Consider the following 15473-nt stretch of genomic DNA (forward strand, 5'->3'; position numbering starts at 1 on the left):
GTATGGGAAGCGCTCCTGTACACACAAAGGTCTCCGATGTGGAGAGTTGTTCAACTCGCTGTCCACATCGGAGACCTCAGGCTCTCAACAACAATCACACGATTGCGGTTGAGCGGGTGCACGATCCCAATCAGGCGGGCGAACCGGAAACCGCCCGCGAGTGGTCGATGTCGTCCGGGATGGCCTGCTCGGCAGCAGCCACATCCGGATCCTCGATCGGCGCGCCGGGACCGAAGTGGGCGAACTTCTCGATGTGCTGATCCAGCGCGAGCGGATTGGGAGTGCCATACGTAAAGTACGTTTCCCACGGCAGCTTCGCACCGCCAACAGCGAGACCGGTATCGATGTCGGACATCTGCCAGGTCTTGGTCTCAGCGTCAGGATCAAGATGCAGATAGCCGGCTTCACCGAACAGCTCGATACGGTTTCCACCGGGCTCGAACACGTACAGGAACTGCCCCTGGGTGATGCCGTGCTTATCCGGACCAGCCTCGATCCGGATGTCATAGTCACGGAACATCTCGACCGCGTCGGCCAGGTGCTGTCCGGTGCCGTAGTAGAACGCTACGTGATGAAGCTTGCCGTTCCCACCGGTCATGTCGCGCATACAGGCAACTTCGTGACCGAGCAGGTTCGAGCTCATCCACGCCCCGATTTCGACGTTGCCGTCGACGACACGTTCAGTGGTCCGGAACCCGAGGTGCTGCTCGAACGATTCCTTGAGCGCGGTGACATTCGACGCCATCAGGTTGAGGTGATCGATGCGCTTGACCGGAATACCCGACAGCGGCTTCTTGGAAGGACGCGAAAGGATCTTGCTCTGCAGTGCCGTCGGGGCGACGTACTTCTCGACCTCCCACAACAACTGCAGGTTGTGTCCATCCGGGGACTGGAACTCGAAGGTCTTGCCGTAACCGAACTGGTCCTCGCTCCACTTACCGTCGACGTTGCCCTGCTCGAGCGATGCCACCCGACGTTCGAGTGCTTCCGGAGAGCTCGCGCGCAGCGCGGCGTGACCCATTCCTGCCTCGGGTGCCTCGGTGACCTTCAAGCTCCACTGGTACGGATCCTCGTAGCCTCGAAGGTATACGGACTGACCCTCCCGATGAGTGACATACATGCCGAGGAACTTGGTGAAGAAGTCGAGCGTCTCCTGCGGCTTGGGAGTGAACAGTTCGGTGCGGGCGAGATGCGCGATATCGAATCGAGCAGTGAGTTCGGTCATGGCTACTCCTGATCTGAGCTGTCCGGGCGAGCTGCACCGGGCCGTGGTGGTGACCACGAGCTTGCGGCGATGTAAACCAGGCAGTCGCTGACATCCGGGATAACCGAACAGGGACGTTCCCGACCGCGCACATGTTCAGGACCACGGGATTTCCGCCTTCCGACCAGCAACCCCTTCCTAGCGTCGAGCCCATTACCCGAGAGTTCAGGGAAGGCCGCACAGATGAGTCGATTGAAAGCTGCGATCGTCGGATCCGGCAACATCGGAACAGACCTGATGTACAAGTTGCTGCGATCCGAGCACGTCGATCCCATGTACATGATCGGTATCGATCCGACCAGCGAGGGGCTCGAACGAGCCCGACAGGAAGGCCTCGAGGCCTCCGCAAAGGGAACCGACTGGCTACTCAACCGGCCCGACCTTCCCGACGTGGTCTTCGAAGCGACATCAGCGAAAGTCCACGCCGCCGCTGCCCCGCGCTACGCCGAAGCCGGCATCCGCGCGATCGATCTGACACCTGCCTCAGTGGGCCCGTACGTGGTGCCGGCCGTGAACCTCAGCACGCACCTGGACGCGCCGAACGTGAACATGGTCAGTTGCGCCGGCCAGGCCACCATCCCGATCCTGTATGCCATCAACGAGGTCGCCGACGCGTCCTACGGCGAGATCGTCGCTGCCATCGCCTCGCACAGCGCCGGACCCGGCACCCGGCAGAACCTCAGCGAATTCAGCGAGAAAACCGGCAAGGCACTTGCCCAGGTCGCCGGAGCCGATCACGCCAAGGCCATCTCGGTGATCAACCCAGCCGAACCACCGATGAACATGCGCGACACGGTCTACGCCAAAGTCCGCAACCCCGACCCGGCCGCGATCGAGCGCGCAGTGATCGACATGGTCGCCAAGGTCCAGCAGTACGTCCCCGGCTACACCCTGCGCCTGGTCGACGTCGACGGCGACCAGGTCACCGTCATGCTCGAGGTCGTCGGCGCCGGCGACTTCTTGCCCACCTACGCCGGAAATCTCGACATCATCACTGCCGCCGCCGTGCAGGTCGCCGACGTCATGGCCCAGCGCACCCTCGTCAAGGAAGCAATCCAGTGACCACCACCGCCACCACCGATACACCCCGCAAGGTCACCCTCGTCGACACCACACTGCGCGACGGCATGTCGTCGGTCTCGCATCAGTTCACCACGCAGAACGTCGCCGATATCGCCCGCGGACTCGATCAGGCCGGCATCCCGACCATCGAGGTCGCCCACGGCATCGGCCTCGGCGCCTCGTCCATCCAGTACGGCTTCGCCGCCGCCACCGACCCCGAGTACGTGCGCGCCGCGGTCGACGCCGTCGACAACGCCGACATCGCCGCGCTCTACGTGCCAGGCATCGCTACCCTCGCCGAACTGCAAAGAGCGATCGACGCGGGCATCAAAACCGTCCGGGTAGCGGTGCACTGCACCGAAGCCGACTGCGGCCAGCAACCCATCGAATGGGCGAAAGAACACGGCCTCAACGTCATGACGTTCCTAATGATGAGCCACAAACTCGACCCCGAGCCGCTCGCCGAGCAAGCCGCCAAGCTCGATTCCTACGGCGCCGACGTCGTCTACGTCGTCGACTCTGCCGGCGCCATGGTGCCGCAGCACGCCGGCGAGCGCGTCGCCGCGCTGCGGCAGGCGATCTCCGCCGACATCGGCTTCCACGCCCACAACAACCTCGGGGTCGGTATCGCCAACGCTTTGGCCGCCGCGGAGAACGGGGCGACATTCATCGACGGATCTCTGCGCGGGCTCGGCGCCAGCGCCGGCAACGCCCAGACCGAGGTATTGGCCGCCGCGTTCGAACGAGCCGGCTGGGACACCGGCGTCGACCTGTTCACACTCATCGACACCGCCGAGCACATCGTCGCGCCGCTGATGAAAGAACCCCAGATCGTCGACGAGACCGCACTGATCCTCGGCTACGCCGGTGTCTACTCGACATTCTTCCACCCCACCAAACGCGCCGCGAAGAAATTCGGTGTCTCCACCCGCGACATCCTGATCGAACTCGGCCGACGCGGTGTCATCGGCGGCCAGGAGGACATGATCATCGACGTCGCTTCCGAGCTCGCCGGCCGCACCTACGAACTCCCGGCCCGCGCCGGAGTCTGACACAGGAGACTGTCATGACCCACACCCACAACGCACCGTCGACCACACAGGTCCGTCATCTCATCGGCGGCGAATGGAAGCACGCATCGGACGGAGCAACTTTCGAATCGATCGATCCGCACGACGGGTCGCTACTCGGTGTCGTACCCAAGGGCACCGCCGAAGACGGACAAGCTGCGATCACCGCCGCCCGCCACGCCTTCGACAGCGGGCCCTGGCCACAGATGTCGCCGAAGGAACGCGCAAAGATCCTGCACGCGGTCGCCGACAAGGTCGACGAGCACCGCGAAGAACTCGCCCAGCTCGAAACCCGCGACGGCGGTAAGGGCATCAACCAGTCCCTGCACGCCGAAATCCCGCGCGTGGCGCACAACCTGCGGTTCTTCGCCGACTACGCGTCGATGGCCGCCAACGAGGCCTACCCCGACGGGGATCTGCTGTCCTACGTGCTCTACCCGCCTGCCGGCGTGGTCTCGGCGATCAGCCCCTGGAACGCACCCCTGATGCTGGCCACCTGGAAGATCGCGCCCGCCCTGGCGTTCGGTAACACCGCAATCCTCAAACCGGCACCCCAAACCCCACTGACTGCACACCGCTTCGCCGAACTCGCACTCGAAGCCGGACTGCCCGACGGAGTACTCAACGTAGTACACGGTTTCGGTGGCGAAGCCGTCGCCGGCCCGCTGACCTCCGATCCGCGAGTCGACCGGATCACCTTCACCGGGTCGAGTGCCACAGGAGTCAAGATCCTTCAGGCAGCAGCACCCAACCACACGCCGGTCTCGGCCGAGATGGGCGGAAAGTCCGCAAACATCATCTTCGCCGACGCCGACCTCGACGTGGCCGTACCGATGTCGATCCGTGCGATCTTCGGCGGCAACGGACAGGTGTGCCTGGCCGGATCCCGACTGCTCGTGCAGAACAGCATCATGGACGAGTTCCTCGAGCGGTTCGTCGACGAGGCGAACACGCTCAGCGTCGGCGATCCGAAGGATCCGTCGAACTTCATCGGCCCGCTCATCGAACAACGCCATCTCGACAAAGTCCACGGCTATGTCGAACTCGCGCAGCAGGAAGGCGGGAAAGTCGTCACCGGCGGCGCCCGTCTGACCGGCGACGCCCACGCCAAGGGCTTCTACTATCCCCCCACCGTCATCACTGGGCTGACCAATGACTCCCGGACCGCGCAAGAGGAGATCTTCGGGCCCGTCGAAACCGTCCTGGGTTTCGACACAGAAGACGAGGCACTGCGCATCGCCAACGACTCACGCTATGGCCTGGCCGGGATGCTGTTCACCCAGAACCTCGACCGCGCCCACCGGATGGCCGCGCGCTGGAAGGCCGGCACCGTATGGATCAACTGCTTCTTCGAACGCGACCTGCGTCTCCCCTTCGGAGGCGAAGGCGCCAGCGGCCTGGGACGTGAAGGCGGTCAGTACTCCCGCGACTTCTTCACCGAACCGCGCGCCGTGACCCTTCGGCTGCGCGGCTGATCCGGTCCTTCGACTCATCCACGTGGGCGGCCGGTGCAGTAGGTGCTGCACCGGCCGTCCCCGCTTCTCCCCGAGGAGTAATCACCCGTGACCTGCCCCAAGTTGTGTGTCGTCGTCGGCGCCACCGGTGCGATGGGCACCGAGTTCACCCGACGCCTGGTCCGTCGAGGCCTACGCGTGATCGCGGTCGCGCGCAACGCCGAAGACCTCAAAACCCTTGCAGCCGAAAACAGCCTGATCATCCCCTGTGTCGCCGACATCAGCGACGACAGTGCGATCGAGGCGATCTCCGCCTATGTCGACGCGCCGATCCGGATGGCCGTGTTCGCCGCGGGTCTGCCGGTACGTGGTTCCGCCGACACCATCAGCCCCGGCGAGCTTGCTGTAGGGGCGAACATCAAGGTCGGCGGGCTGGTACGGCTGCTGCACGCAGTCCGCGGCCAGCTGGTCCCCGGATCGCGATTCGTCGCCGTCGCCGGATCGCTCGGTTTCGAACCCGGCCCGCTCGACGCCGCGCCGGGCACCGTCAACGCCGCAGTGTTCAATCTGATGCGCCAGCTCAGCGCCCTGTACGGACCGAAGGGCATCACCACACACACCATCGCGCCCGGCCCGGTCGACACGCCACGGCTCCGCAAATTCGTCGAAACCGAAGCAGCCGAGACCGGCCGCGATCTCGACACCATTTGGGAGCGCTACCGCGCCAAGACCACGCTCGGCCGGTTACCGACGCTGGACGAGCTCGGCTGGATCCTCGAGATGCTGCTCGCCCCCGAGGCGAGCGTGCTGCACGGCAGCGTCCTCAACGTCGACGCCGGCACACGCCACGGCGTCCAATAGAGCACCACTCCCGAAAGGCCCTCTCATGCCTGTTGCACATTTCCATCTGCTCGACGGACGGTTCACCGTCGAGCAGCGGCACCGTCTGCTTGTCGAGGCGAGCCACTGCTATTCGGAGGTTCTCGACTCCCCGCTCGAGCGAGTTCGGACCTTCATCGTCCGCTACACCACCGATGATGTCGCGGTCGCCGGCGCGGTTGCCTCCGAGAGCAGCACGGCTGCACCGTACTTTACAGCCATCGTGCTGGCGGGTCGTCCTCGCGCACAGCGCGAGGAGCTCGCGGCCCGGTTCACCGACCTGATCGTCGATGTACTCGGGGTGCCGCGTTCGGCCGTCCGTGGTCGGATCATCGAGGTGGACCCGGCGAACTGGTTCATCGGCGGCCACTCAGCAGCGGGGGTACGCGCCGACGAGATCGCCGCTCGCGCGGACAGCGGATCGTCCATCTGATCTACCCGACACCGCAAGGGGGTGGGATCGACCTTCGGCAATCCCACCCCCTGTCCGAGGGGTTTACTCAGAATCCCCACGGGTCGTCGCGCAGCAACTCGAGCGACCGGAAGCTACCGGTGTAGAAGACGAGCGGATGTCCGTCGTCATACCACAGTTGCTCCACTCGGCCCACGTGCAACATGTGGTCACCGGCGGGATACGAGGCGTCCACCGAACAGGCCAGGTGCACCAGCGCGCCTTCGAGGAGAGGAACCTCCCGGCGCCAGACGAATCGCACCAGATCGGGTTGATGGGCAGCTCCTGCGAAGTGCAGTGACAACGGCTCCTGATCTGTCGCCAGGATCGAAACACCGTACTTGCCGGTCTTGTTGATCCGCTCGTTCATCTTGGCTCGGTTCGCGATGGATATCAGAACAAGCGGGGGGTCGAGCGAAACGGAGGTGAATGCGTTGGCCGTCATACCGTGCACGACGCGTCGTCCTCGCTTTCGGCGGTGGTGACGATGGTGACGCCGCTGGCGAACCGGCCGAGGGCCTTCCGCATCTGTAGGGGTGTGACCTCGATTCCGCCGTTCGGGGTGTTGTCGGTCATGGTCGTGCTCGTCATCGTCGCGTCCCGTTCAACCACGCACGATCTTCAGATCATCATTGCTGATCAAGTCCGGACGTGTCCACCCGTCGACGTTGTACTCGGACATGCACTTCTCGGCGAAGCCCTTGAGCTCGGTATCCAGTCCCTGGGCCTGGTAGGCGAACAATGTCTGGAAGCGGACGGCCTCGTGGTCGCCACCGTAGTTGCGCTCGTACAGCTCGTGCCGACCTCCGAACTCGGTGCCCACGGCATCCCACAGCAGCTTGAGCAGCTGCACACGATCGATCGCGGTGATGCCGTTGGACCCGCGCACGTACTGGTCGAGGTAGGGCCGGATGTCGGGGTTACCCCAGTCGCTCGAATGCGAATTCAGGTAGATCAAGCTGCTACCGAGCGTCTGCTGGATGATCTCCTTGATCCGCGGATAGCCCACCCCCATGAACGTGCGATAGGCCAGACCGTAGTTCAGGTTCGGCTGCACAGCCCCGTTCACCCACTCATCGGGAGACTTGGCCATCGCATCCGACAAGCCCCAGAACATATCGCGCCAGTTGAGGATCTCGCCGATCTGCATCTGGACACCACGAAAATTGTTGGTACCTGTCGTCTCCACCGCCTTCAGAACACAGCCGGCGATGAAGTCGAGCTTGACCGCCAAGCGTGCACAACCATGGAACATGAACCGAGCCATGAACCCGGACTTCGTCACAAATCCGTTCGTGGTGTCCGCGTCATAGGCAAACACGTTCTCCCACGGAACCAGCACACGATCGAACACCATGATCGCGTCGTTCTCGTCGAAGCGGCTCGACAAGGGATTATCGAACGGGCTGCCCATCACTGCAGCGTTCATCTCGTAGGACGTCCGACAGAACAGCTTCAAGCCCGGAGAGTCCATCGGAACAGTGAAGATCAACCCGAACTTCTTGTTGCGCAGCGGAAGTCCATAATGGGCGATTAAATTGGCATTGGTGATCGCAGACCCGGTCGCCACCACTTTGGCGCCGGAAACGATCACGCCGGCGTCGGTTTCCTCCACCACATGTACGCAGATGTCCGCGGTCTCGTCGGCAGGCTTATCACGGTCGATGGGCGGATTGACGATCGCGTGATTGAGATAGAGCACCCGCTCCTGCGCCTTCTTGTACCAGTCGAGTGCGTTCTGCCTGTACTCACCGTAGAAGTCCGCGTTGGCACCGAGGGTCCCGAGGAAAGAGGCCTTGTAGTCGGGCGACCGGCCCATCCACCCGTACACCTCACGTTGCCACGCGACGATCGCGTCGCGGGACAGAAGAGATCGTCGGAACTGTGGGCGGTCTTGAAGAACGGGTGCGTGAATCCACCGTTACCCGTATCGGTCGGCACCGCCAGCACCCCCTGGGCTTCGGGGGTATGAAGCGCGTCGTACATCCGAGCGATCGAGCGAACCGAATTCCGGAAAGCCGGATGAGTCGTGACATCCGGGACACGTTCTCCGCGGAAATACACTTCGCGTCCATCCTTCAAGGACTCGATGTACTCCGCGCCGGTCATCGGCCGGACATCGTTGGGGGTTCCGGTGGAGGTCTCGAGAATAGTTGGCGTCGTCACGTGCTCACTCCTGTTGTCGAGCTCAGACCGAGACGGTGTTCTCGGCCGATGCGAATCCAGGCGCCGCTCCGAGGAAATTCCGCACTCGACGGTCCGTACAGAGCCAGCTCCCTGTGACACGGAACACTAGATTCCGGAGGTACCGATAAACATGACTGAGCGCGAACGATGGAGTGACTCCACGCGTAAATCCACCAAACCCACTGTGGTATCTCTCGATACGCGAGGACTCGACTCCACGGAAGGCCGTAATCTGTGGGCGAACACAGTCGGCACCCTCTATTGCGAGTCGGACGTGGCATGGCCCAATCCACGCCAACCGTTCATCGCAGAATGGGGCGGTCATCCCATCGGAGAACTGCATGTCAGCACGATGCGCGCGGACGTCCACTCGGTCATCCGTTCGCCGGCGATGGTGCGTTCGGACGACGCGGGAGACTTCCTCGTGTTGGTGGTGACCGACGGTAACGTCCGCGTCACCCAAAACGGACGCAGCGGAGTTCTCGAGCAGGGATCGTTCGCGTTACTGGACTGCGCCGCCCCGTTCGAATTCGAAGCCGAGTCGAATTTTCGTCAGGTCGTCATCGACACTCCCAGACCCCTGCTCGAAGCGCGGTTACCCCAGCGAGTACTCGAGCAGGGAACCGGGCTGCCCATCAGTGGGATCTCGGGAACGGGCCGACTCGTGAGCAGGTTCCTCCTCGACGTCGCCGAACAGGACCGGACACTGCCGACGAGGTCAGCGGTCTCGATATCATCCGTCGCTCTCGACCTGCTGGTCACCGCCCTCACCGACAGCGCCACCGAGACCGACCCGACGAAGATCAGTCACGCACGTGATCTGGCCGAAGTGCAGCGGATCGTCGAGCGACAGCTACACGATCCCGCTTTATCACTATCCAGGGTCGCTGCAGAAGCGGGGATGTCTGTGCGACACATTCAGAACCTCTTCCGTGAGCAAGGCACGACCCCCCGCGCCTGGCTGTACCGCACACGGGTGGAGCGAGCACGTAAGTACCTCCTGAGCACCGATCTGACAGTCGCCGAAGTGAGTGAGCAATCAGGCTTTCGCGATGTGTCCCATTTCAGCCGCACATTCCGCGCCGCATACGGTTCCAGCCCTGGCCGTTATCGAACCGAACACCGCTGACCTACACAGGTGGCCCGATTCGCTCCGGGTCACCTCCGCGGCTCATGCCGACAGTCGAGCCGGTCCTGCGCCCTCTACCGCGAACTCTTCCGTCGAGACAGTTCGCGAGATCGACACCAGATGCATGCCGACTACGCGGACGTAGGACACGGGTGCTTCGCGGCGAAGTCGAGCGTCATGGGGTTCCGGTCGGTGTCACTCCTTCAGGTGATCCAATCGCCCCAGGCGGAGCAGCGCGGGTCACGATCTACTCCGTTCGGGACGAGTGCGGACGCGGAAGCTGTGGGCGTGACTCCGGGGAGCGAATACCTCCTATATTCGAAGCCGGTGTGATCTGCAACACTAGAATATGGAGGTGAGCAGCGACATGCCCGACAGTGCACAGAACAATGACTCCGATTGCACCGACAAGGCCAGCGCCAAGGTCGTAATCAGCACACGCGAGCTCGAATCGAGCGAGGTACGTTCGCGGTGGATAGACACACTCGACTCGACATACTGCGAACTCGACGTCGACTGGCCTGACATATCGGACTCGTTCGGGGCGGAACTATCGGTGCGTCCCTTCGTCGACGTCACAGTCAGTGTCGTACGCGCAGACCCACACACAGTAATCCGCACCCCGAACATGATCTCGTCCGATCCCAACGACGACTACCTACTGTGCTTGATCACGAGCGGTACAGCGGTCATCGGTCAACACTCTCGGTCCGCAAAGCTCGAAAGCGGGGCGTTCGGAATCCTCGACTCATCGGCGCCGTTCATCGTCGACGCCCAGACCGAGTTCGAGCAGATTGTCGTCCGCGCGCCGCGCGCGGTGTTTGCGCCACATCTTCCCCTGGAAGCCGTAGCGGAGATTACCGGTGAAGGTTTTTCCGGCCGCAGCGGCATCAGCCGATACGTCTCTCGCCTATTCGTCGACATGGCAACTGACGACTCCCTTCTTTCGCCCAACTCCTCAGCCTCCGTTGCCGCGTGCGCGATGGACCTACTCGTATCCGCCATCAGTGAACGCACAACTCCGTTCAACACCACCAAACGAGTTCACAACAAGGACTTTCGAGTCATACAGCAGGCAATGCAACGACACATGACAGACCCCGATTACTCGATCAGCGACCTTGCAGCCGAACTGGGAATGTCCGTGCGGTACATCCACAAACTATTCAGCGCAACAGGCACGACACCACGCACACGGCTGAATCAACAGCGGCTCGAGCGAGCTCGCAAACTCTTGCTGAGCACCGACGCCACGATCTCTACCATCAGCGTCCGCGTAGGTTTCCGCGATGTCTCGCATTTCAGTCGAGCGTTCCGACGTCGCTTCGGGACCAGCCCACTGCATTTCCGCATGCAGCAACTCGGCACCAGCACCAGCAGCGACAACAGGTGACCAGACCGCCACGTTCTGACCTGTAGCCGTCATCGTGTATCCAATAGCGGTTTTCGCACTCCCGCAACGGTGTTCAGCAACCGCCGGCAAGCTGTTGAGCAATCTCGTCTACCCGGCGTGCTGGCGCGTCCGCAAATCGGACGCGCCAGCACCAGCGTTGAATCTCGTCGACTCCCTCGTAGATTTCCGACGATCTCGCCTGCGACGTCCAACCGCAGCCATCTGCGACGTTGCTCGTCTGTCCCCGGTCAAGGCATTGCCGGCGACGACGTGCCGTCGTCATAGCGACTCCCCGAACGAGAAAAGGAACAGGGCAGTCCGCCCCAACTCCGGTCTACGTGTCCCTTGCACTCATCGTCTTGTCCCGACTCGCTTGCATTGACACGAGAATCGTTCGGGAGAATCAAACGAAAGTCATTGAGCAGGAGATCGTTCTGCAATCGTCACATCACCGGCGGCAAAGTGAGTAGCCGGAACTTCACGCAGCACCACCCGAATGTTGCTCAACGGCGCGTCCACGGCCCGCTGGGCGGCAAAGGTGAGTTCATGTATCAGTGCGCGGAGCTGTTCGGGCGAACGCCCTGCGGAAATAGTCACCTCGATGAACGGCATCATCAGCCTCCTGACACATTTACGGTACCGAGATGAGTGAAGTGAGCAGCGATCCGCGCCCCCGGCCGGACCGGAACCGCATCCGTCATCCCCCCGGTGAGTATCACCCAGCCCGGCTCGATTGCCAGGCCACGCTCGGCGAGGGTGTTCGCCGCGAAAGCCAGCGCCTCCGCCGGATGGCCGTGCACAGCAGCTCCTGTCGCCGAATCGACGATCTCTCCGTCCACTTCGAGCAAGCAGGCTTCGAGACCGAGGTCCAGCGAGTCCGGCCGCACACTGATGGGACCGGTGACGTACCGGCCGGACGAATTGTTGTCCGCGACAGCATCCATCATGGAGAACTTGTAACCCGAGAACCGGCTGTCGATGATTTCGATCGCACCGACCACATGGTCGACCGCCGCGAGCGCAGTCGCCGCCGAGACCCCGGGCCCTTCGAGTCGACGTCCCATGACGAACGCAATCTCCGGTTCGGCACGCGCGTGGATCATCTTCTCCCGGGGCACCGGCTCACCGATCGGAAGGATCATCGCGTCCGTCAACCACGCCGTCGACGGCGAGTCGACTCCCACCTGACGCTGCTTCGCCTTGGAGGTCACACCCAGTTTGACACCGGTGACCCTCTCCCCCCGCGAGATCCGCATTTGCAGCGCAATATCTTGAGCCTCATATGCCGCGGCCAGATCGAGACCGTCCCATTCTGCGAGAATCGACGTCTGCGCGACGCCGCTATCCTCCGCTCGTATAAGAACATCGGCCACTTTGGCCGGGCTCCATAGTTGCTCGGTCACTGTTCGTCCTTTCCGCCGAGCACGGCGGTGACGGTGCCGAGCCCACTGATAGTCGCAACGATGGAATCGCCGGGTGCGACAGGATACGCACCGGTCATCGAGCCGGGCAGCACCACGTGCCCCGGCTCGAGGGTCACGCCGAGCGGACCCACCGTGTTGGCCAGCCACACCAGCGCACTGAGCGGTGACCCGAGAACTGCGCCACCGGCACCGGTTGCGACGAGCTCGCCGTTGATGTGCAGGTTACAGCCAGCCAGACGCAGATCCAGCTGGTCCAACGAGACCGGGCAACTGCCGAGTATGACCCCGCCGGATGAAGCGTTGTCGGCGATGGTGTCGAAAATTCCGATCTTCCAATCCTTGATCCGCGAATCCACGATCTCCAGCGCAGGCAGGACGAAATCCACTGCCCGCGCTGCCTCTGCGGCAGTCACGCCTGGGCCGGCCAGTGGACGACCAAGGACGAATGCAATCTCCGGTTCGATACGCGGTTGCAGAAATGTGCCGCTGGCGATGGGATGGTGCTCCAGATGAAACATGCTCTGGGTGAGATGCCCGAAGTCGGGCTGATTGAGCCCCGTGAAGTGGTGTAAACCGTTGTGCGCGTTGCGCTGTGAGGCTGTGTTGATTATGCCGTAAGGGGCGTCTGCTCGTCCACCACCTCTCCGGGACGGGCGGGTCGGACTGCGTCGAGGACGGTCGGTGCCGGCGGGGACAGCAATGTCATCGACTCTTCCGACAGGTAGCGACGATCACTGACCTGCCATTCCTCGTGTGCTTCGATGAGCACACAGGTGGCCAGCCGCAACAGTGCGGTGGGGTTCGGGAAGATCCCGACTACGTCGGTTCTGCGCTTGATTTCCCGATTGAGCCGCTCGATCGGATTGGTGCTCCAGATTTTCTTCCAGTGCGCCTCGGGGAAGTCGGCGAACGCAGTGATCTGTTCCTTGCACTCGATCAGCATCGCTGCCACCGTCGGGAATTGCGACTCCAAGGTGCTGGCGACGGTGTCCACGTGGTCGCGCACCAGCATCCCGGTGGGCTGGGAGAAGATGGTGCGTATCGCCGCGGCGACCATCTCGAACTGGCCTTTGGGGATCCGGGCGGCGACGTTGCGCAGGAAATGCACCCGGCACCGCTGCCACGCCGCCCCCACCAACACCTTGTCGATCGCGTTCATCAGACCGCGGTGGTGGTCGGAGATCACCAACTGCACCCCGTGCAGACCACGTTCGCGCAGGCTCCGCAGGAATTCGGCCCAGAACACCTCGGTCTCGCTGTCGCCGACCGCGCAGCCGAGGACCTCCCGCCGGCCGTCGGCGGCGACACCGGTGGCGATGACCACCGCTTGGGACACGACCTTCGCGCCCTTGCCGCGGTTGTCCCCACCGACGCGGGCCTTGCAGTAGGTGGCATCGAGAAACACGTACGGGTAGGCGTGGACATCGAGTTCACGAGTGTTGAACGAGCGGACCTCGTCGTCCAGGTCCCCGCAGATCCGTGATACCTCGGACTTGGAGATTCCGGTGTCGGCACCCAGTGCGACGACCAGGTCGTCGACTTTGCGGGTCGAGACGCCGTGCACGTAGGCCTCCATGATCACCGCATGCAGGGCCTGGTCGATGCGACGGCGTGGGTGCAGCAGCGACGGGAAGAACGAGCCGTGCCGAAGCTTGGGAATCTTCACCGTCACGTCGCCGCTGGTGGTCGAGACAGTCTTGTCGCGGGTACCGTTTCTGCTGGTGGTGCGGGTGTCGGTCCGTTCGTAGCGTCCGGCACCGATATGGGCGGTCGCCTCGGCGTCGACCAACGCTTGCAGAATCGTGGCGAGCAGGGTGCGCATGATGTCGCCGCCGTCGGCGGTGCGTAGCGACTCGGTGAGCTCGAGTAGGGCAGACTGGTCCAGGGCCATCGCGGTGTCTTTCTCGTGTGAGTTTCTTGGTCGTTACCCACACAGCTTCACGCGGTGGCCCTTCTACGTTCAGGACCGACACGGTCCCGATTCGGGAGCCCGGTTTCACACCACCCCAGGGGACTTACCCCTCGGGCTGGTCGACCCCCATCTGTCGCTGAATTGCTCGCGACGCGAGGCCTACCTTGTGTCCCTTGACTACATCGCCGGCCGACGTCCACTGCTCTACTTGCGCCTGCTGGATGCGGTATGCCACTTCTAGGGACGCGTCGGGATACTCGGGCGTCAGCGGGTCGATCGGCTCGGCGGTGCGATACGCGTCGAGCAGACGATCCGCTGCCTTCTGAACAGCAATATCCATAGTTCCTCGGTTGTGTCGTGCGGTTGATACAGATGTCAGGACGCTCGGGGACAGCTACCGACCGGCTCCAGCGATGGGTGGTTCCGGGATTCGAGTGGAACGATGTCCGCCGCCTCGGCAATAGAGCGAGTGATCTTGTTGGCGGCAGCGATCACAGCACGCTCGAGTTGAGCTCGCCGCGAAGCGAATCGGGTGGCCGGAACACTTATGCTCACTGCAGCAACCACCGAACCCATGTCGTCTCGTACCGGTGCGGCGACACAGTGCACCTCCGACACCGTCTCGCCCATGTCCACCGCGACACCAGCCATGCGAGTCATTTCGAGAGCATCGGCGAGCGCATGCGGACTCGTAGTCGTCGACGGTGTCAATCGACGTAACGGACGCGCTGTCAAGTACCGCTGCAATTCAGTCTTGTCGAGTTGCGCGAGCAGGACCTTGCCCACAGCTGTGGAGTGGGCATCGAGCCGGGTGCCCACTCGAGCCCCCTGCACGGTGATGTTGTGCGTACCGATCACCTTGTCGACGTAGAGGACACTCCAGCGTTCCATGATGGCCAAGTGTGTCGTTTCTCCATAGTTTTCGACCAGCTCTTCCAACACAGGAGCGGAACAGGACCGTACGTCCACAGTGCTGCGGAGTGTTTCCCCCAATTCGACGATGCGCCAGCCGAGCCGGTATCGGCCGCGATTCCGGCACTGCAACAACCCGGTGTCGACGAGACTGGCCAGCAATGCATGAGCACTCGACCGGGGCACGTCGATGGCCGCTGCAACTTCGGAAACACCCCATTCCGGACGCTGAACTGTGAACAGATCGAGCACCGGACCAATCTTTTGCACTGTTTGCAGACCAGCCACGCCGACAGCCACCTTTCAAAGTTCAATCTGGATGACGGTTGAGCAACC

General features: G+C 62.8%; 13 protein-coding genes and 4 pseudogenes. 7 read left to right on the forward strand and 10 right to left on the reverse strand.

The window, feature by feature from the left end; genetic code table 11:
* Positions 1 to 130: 130 nt before the first annotated feature.
* Positions 131 to 1225 (reverse strand): VOC family protein, encoded by a 1095-nt coding sequence (locus tag KXC42_RS21380; protein WP_006551040.1) that lies wholly within the window; start codon positions 1223 to 1225, stop codon positions 131 to 133.
* 222 nt (positions 1226 to 1447) lie between these two features.
* Between KXC42_RS21380 and KXC42_RS21385 the strand changes: the two genes are divergently transcribed.
* The 5 genes from KXC42_RS21385 to KXC42_RS21405 all read left to right on the forward strand — a co-directional run bounded on the left by KXC42_RS21385 (position 1448) and on the right by KXC42_RS21405 (position 6162).
* On the forward strand, positions 1448 to 2326 hold the full coding sequence (locus KXC42_RS21385; RefSeq protein WP_219129552.1) for an acetaldehyde dehydrogenase (acetylating): 879 nt from the start codon (positions 1448 to 1450) through the stop codon (positions 2324 to 2326).
* Complete coding sequence (gene dmpG / locus KXC42_RS21390) at positions 2323 to 3378, forward strand: 4-hydroxy-2-oxovalerate aldolase (protein ID WP_006551042.1); 1056 nt, start codon at positions 2323 to 2325, stop codon at positions 3376 to 3378. The genes KXC42_RS21385 and dmpG overlap by 4 nt, the downstream gene beginning before the upstream one ends.
* Positions 3379 to 3392: 14 nt before the next feature.
* The gene (locus KXC42_RS21395; protein ID WP_219129553.1) at positions 3393 to 4871 is read left to right on the forward strand and encodes an aldehyde dehydrogenase; all 1479 of its coding nucleotides are present in this window, start codon (positions 3393 to 3395) and stop codon (positions 4869 to 4871) included.
* An 87-nt stretch (positions 4872 to 4958) separates the two neighbouring features.
* Complete coding sequence (locus KXC42_RS21400) at positions 4959 to 5711, forward strand: SDR family NAD(P)-dependent oxidoreductase (protein ID WP_024102192.1); 753 nt, start codon at positions 4959 to 4961, stop codon at positions 5709 to 5711.
* Between the two features lie 25 nt (positions 5712 to 5736).
* Positions 5737 to 6162, forward strand: a complete 426-nt coding sequence (locus KXC42_RS21405) for a tautomerase family protein (RefSeq protein WP_006551045.1) — start codon at positions 5737 to 5739, stop codon at positions 6160 to 6162.
* A gap of 67 nt (positions 6163 to 6229) precedes the next feature.
* Here the strand turns inward: KXC42_RS21405 and nphA are convergent.
* The 3 genes and pseudogenes from nphA to KXC42_RS27825 form a co-directional block, all read right to left on the reverse strand.
* Positions 6230 to 6756, reverse strand: a pseudogene (gene nphA, locus KXC42_RS21410) (NADH-dependent flavin reductase).
* 28 nt (positions 6757 to 6784) lie between these two features.
* Complete coding sequence (locus tag KXC42_RS27820; protein WP_373922200.1) at positions 6785 to 7537, reverse strand: 4-hydroxyphenylacetate 3-hydroxylase C-terminal domain-containing protein; 753 nt, start codon at positions 7535 to 7537, stop codon at positions 6785 to 6787.
* Positions 7538 to 7555: 18 nt separating this feature from the next.
* Positions 7556 to 8289: pseudogene (locus tag KXC42_RS27825) on the reverse strand (4-hydroxyphenylacetate 3-hydroxylase N-terminal domain-containing protein); the annotation flags it as partial.
* A 208-nt stretch (positions 8290 to 8497) separates the two neighbouring features.
* Here KXC42_RS27825 and KXC42_RS21420 point away from each other — a divergent pair.
* Positions 8498 to 9496: a helix-turn-helix domain-containing protein gene (locus KXC42_RS21420; protein ID WP_024102196.1), complete on the forward strand. Its 999-nt coding sequence runs from the start codon at positions 8498 to 8500 to the stop codon at positions 9494 to 9496.
* Positions 9497 to 9863: 367 nt separating this feature from the next.
* Positions 9864 to 10889: an AraC family transcriptional regulator gene (locus KXC42_RS21425; RefSeq protein ID WP_219130535.1), complete on the forward strand. Its 1026-nt coding sequence runs from the start codon at positions 9864 to 9866 to the stop codon at positions 10887 to 10889.
* Positions 10890 to 11303: 414 nt separating this feature from the next.
* Here KXC42_RS21425 and KXC42_RS21430 read toward each other — a convergent pair whose 3' ends face one another.
* From KXC42_RS21430 to KXC42_RS21455, 6 genes and pseudogenes are all read right to left on the reverse strand, one after another.
* Entirely contained in the window at positions 11304 to 11501 is a 198-nt protein-coding gene (locus KXC42_RS21430) for a tautomerase family protein (protein WP_006551052.1), read from the reverse strand.
* 2 nt (positions 11502 to 11503) lie between these two features.
* Positions 11504 to 12292, reverse strand: a complete 789-nt coding sequence (locus KXC42_RS21435; RefSeq protein ID WP_037216937.1) for a 2-keto-4-pentenoate hydratase — start codon at positions 12290 to 12292, stop codon at positions 11504 to 11506.
* Positions 12289 to 12870: pseudogene (locus tag KXC42_RS21440) on the reverse strand (2-keto-4-pentenoate hydratase); the annotation flags it as partial. The pseudogene KXC42_RS21440 and the gene KXC42_RS21435, both read right to left, overlap by 4 nt.
* A 50-nt stretch (positions 12871 to 12920) precedes the next feature.
* A complete protein-coding gene (locus tag KXC42_RS21445; RefSeq protein WP_071936707.1) occupies positions 12921 to 14204 on the reverse strand; it encodes an IS256 family transposase in 1284 nt (427 codons plus the stop codon).
* 130 nt (positions 14205 to 14334) lie between these two features.
* Positions 14335 to 14565: pseudogene (locus KXC42_RS21450) on the reverse strand (2-keto-4-pentenoate hydratase); the annotation flags it as partial.
* A gap of 35 nt (positions 14566 to 14600) precedes the next feature.
* Complete coding sequence (locus KXC42_RS21455) at positions 14601 to 15425, reverse strand: IclR family transcriptional regulator (RefSeq protein WP_033097545.1); 825 nt, start codon at positions 15423 to 15425, stop codon at positions 14601 to 14603.
* Positions 15426 to 15473 lie beyond the last annotated feature (48 nt).

It is taken from the genome of Rhodococcus sp. LW-XY12 (assembly GCF_019317345.1).
GTDB lineage: Bacteria > Actinomycetota > Actinomycetes > Mycobacteriales > Mycobacteriaceae > Rhodococcus > Rhodococcus pyridinivorans.